Origin of the sequence: Rhodococcus sp. EPR-134 (genome assembly GCF_001647205.1) — a bacterium.
Classification (GTDB): domain Bacteria; phylum Actinomycetota; class Actinomycetes; order Mycobacteriales; family Mycobacteriaceae; genus Rhodococcus_F; species Rhodococcus_F qingshengii.
Map to the genome: position 1 here is coordinate 1 of NZ_LVCT01000402.1, position 2,610 is coordinate 2,610.

A 2,610-nucleotide genomic window follows, 5' to 3' on the forward strand; every position below is an offset into this window, starting at 1 on the left:
GCATGACCGGTATGCGCATGACCGTCCTGGGGTGTTCCGGCAGCGTCACGGGTCCGGATTCACCGGCTTCGGGATACCTGCTCACGGCACCGGGAACTCCGCCGCTCGTGATCGACTTCGGCCCGGGAGTTCTTGGGGCGTTGCAGCGATACGCCGATCCGGGCGAGGTGACGATCCTGCTTTCGCACCTTCATGCGGACCACTGTCTCGACATGCCCGGCCTGCTCGTCTGGCGTCGCTATCACCCCAACCCGCCGGTCGGTAGGGCTCTGGTTTACGGCCCCACCGACACCGCGTGCCGCATCGGAGTGTCCTCCGCCGAGTGCGCCGGCGAGATGGACGACATCTCCGACACCATCGACGTCCGGCTCTGGGCCGAGAACGAGCCGGTGACGTTCGGTGAACTGAGCGTCGTCGCCCGCCGGATGAATCATCCACCCGAGGCTTACGGTTTCCGGATCACCGGCGCCGACGGCCGCGTCCTCGTCTATACAGGCGACACCGGAATGTGCGACAACGTCGTCGAACTCGCGCGTGGTGCAGACGTGTTGCTCTCCGAAGCGTCGTGGACCGACAGTCCGGATCGCCCCGAGGGAGTTCACCTCTCCGGTAAGGAAGCCGGCCGTGTGGCTGCGCTCGCCGGCGTCAAGGAACTTCTCCTAACGCACATCCCGCCGTGGACATCGCGTGAAGACGTGATCGCCGAAGCGAAATCCGAATTCTCCGGACCGGTCCATGCCGTCTCCGCCGGAAGTGTCTACGACATCTGATTCCCCTCACATTCGGTGCAGCGCTCACCGGGCGACCGCTAGGCTCACGAAGGTGACTACACGAGAAGACGGTAGGGCGGACGACGAGCTCCGCACGGTCAAGATCACCCGCGGGTTCACCAGTCACCCGGCCGGATCCGTTCTGGTCGAGTTCGGGAACACTCGCGTCATGTGCACGGCCAGCGTCGAAGAGGGTGTACCCCGCTGGCGCAAGGGCTCCGGCTTGGGTTGGCTGACAGCCGAATACGCGATGCTTCCCGCCGCCACGCACACACGCAGTGGCCGCGAATCGGTCAAGGGCAAGGTCGGCGGCCGCACGCAGGAGATCAGTCGACTCATCGGCCGATCACTTCGAGCGTGCATCGATCTCGCGGCAATCGGTGAGAACACCATCGCCCTCGACTGTGATGTCCTCCAAGCCGACGGCGGCACCCGCACCGCGGCAGTGACGGGGGCATACGTAGCCCTGGTCGACGCCGTGACGTACCTGCGCGCAGCCGACCTGCTCTCCGACCCGCAGCCCATCTCGTGTGGCATAGCGGCCGTCAGCGTCGGCGTCGTGGACGGACGAGTGCGCCTCGATCTTCCGTACGAAGAGGATTCGCGCGCCGAGGTCGACATGAATGTCGTGGCCACCGATACCGGCACGCTGGTGGAAATCCAGGGAACCGGTGAGGGCGCCACCTTCCCACGCTCGACGCTGGACAAGCTGCTCGACTCCGCTCTGGCTGGTTGTGAGCAACTTTTCGAGATCCAGCGTCAAGCGTTGGCCGAGCCGTATCCCGGGGTGCTACCCGAACCGAAGAATCCGGAACCCAAGAAGAAGTTCGGTGCCTGAGCTGTGAGCGTACGAGTACTGGTTGCCAGCCGAAATGCCAAGAAACTGAAGGAACTTCACCGGGTGCTCGACGCCGCCGGAGTGAGCGGAATCGAACTGGTCGGGCTCGACGAGGTCCCGCCGTTCCCCGAAGCCCCCGAGACCGGAGCGACGTTCGAGGAGAATGCGCTCGCCAAAGCGCGTGACGGAGCAGCTGCAACCGGAATGCCCTGCATCGCAGACGATTCCGGTGTCGAGATCGACGCACTCAACGGTATGCCCGGCGTGCTGTCCGCGCGATGGTCGGGCACTCACGGAAACGACGGCGCCAACACGGCTCTGGTCCTGGCTCAGCTGGGAGACGTGCCAGACGAGCGTCGAGGCGCGGCGTTCGTCTCCGCCTGTGCACTGGTGATCCCCGGCGGCGACGAGACCGTCGTGCGCGGCGAATGGCGCGGGGTGATCGGCCGCGAACCAGCCGGCGACGGCGGCTTCGGATACGACCCCATCTTCCGTCCGGACGGCGACACCCGCTCGGCCGCAGAACTCACCCCGGCCGAGAAGGATGCGGCGTCACATCGAGGGCGCGCGCTCGTACAGCTCGTTCCCGCGCTGGCGGCACTGGCCGGCTGAACCGAATCCGAAAAGTGGAGCCCTGAACGCGTCTGCGTTCAGGGCTCCACTTTTTGAAACTCTCAGAGCTGGTAAGCCTGCTTCACCTGGGCAGTTCGCTTGTGCTCGAACACGAACGACAGGAACGGGATCGTGCCGGCGAGCGCGGTGGCAACCGTCGTACCGGGCTTCCACCGAGCCTTGATCGCCAAGTCGATCGTGAACACGAGGTAGAGCATGTAGAACAGGCCGTGGATCTGGCCGATGTAGAACAACCACGAGGGTGCGTCCGCCGAATTGTCGAGAATCAGGTACTTGTAGACCATCTCACCGGTCAGGAACAGCAGCCAGAGGCCGGTGATCCAGGCGAGAACGCGGTATCGGACCAGCGCCGACGCAACCTTCTTCTGC

Annotated in this window: 4 protein-coding genes; 3 read left to right on the plus strand and 1 reads right to left on the minus strand. The window is 64.9% G+C overall.

The genetic code is table 11. The features are described 5' to 3' along the window. Nucleotides 1-11: 11 nt before the first annotated feature. From A2J01_RS18500 to rdgB, 3 genes are read left to right on the plus strand one after another with little or no spacing between them, the layout of a single operon-like run. Complete coding sequence (locus A2J01_RS18500) at nucleotides 12-770, plus strand: cyclic nucleotide-degrading phosphodiesterase (RefSeq protein WP_007733274.1); 759 nt, start codon at nucleotides 12-14, stop codon at nucleotides 768-770. Nucleotides 771-822: 52 nt separating this feature from the next. After that, nucleotides 823-1,608 carry a ribonuclease PH gene (gene rph / locus A2J01_RS18505; protein WP_003945332.1) on the plus strand — a complete coding sequence of 262 codons (786 nt, stop codon included), beginning with the start codon at nucleotides 823-825 and terminating at the stop codon, nucleotides 1,606-1,608. Between the two features lie 3 nt (nucleotides 1,609-1,611). Beyond that, nucleotides 1,612-2,220: an RdgB/HAM1 family non-canonical purine NTP pyrophosphatase gene (rdgB, locus tag A2J01_RS18510; protein WP_003945370.1), complete on the plus strand. Its 609-nt coding sequence runs from the start codon at nucleotides 1,612-1,614 to the stop codon at nucleotides 2,218-2,220. 62 nt (nucleotides 2,221-2,282) lie between these two features. Here the strand turns inward: rdgB and A2J01_RS18515 are convergent. Next, a partial coding sequence (locus A2J01_RS18515) for a DUF3817 domain-containing protein (RefSeq protein ID WP_064113280.1) occupies nucleotides 2,283-2,610 on the minus strand: 328 nt, incomplete at its 5' end.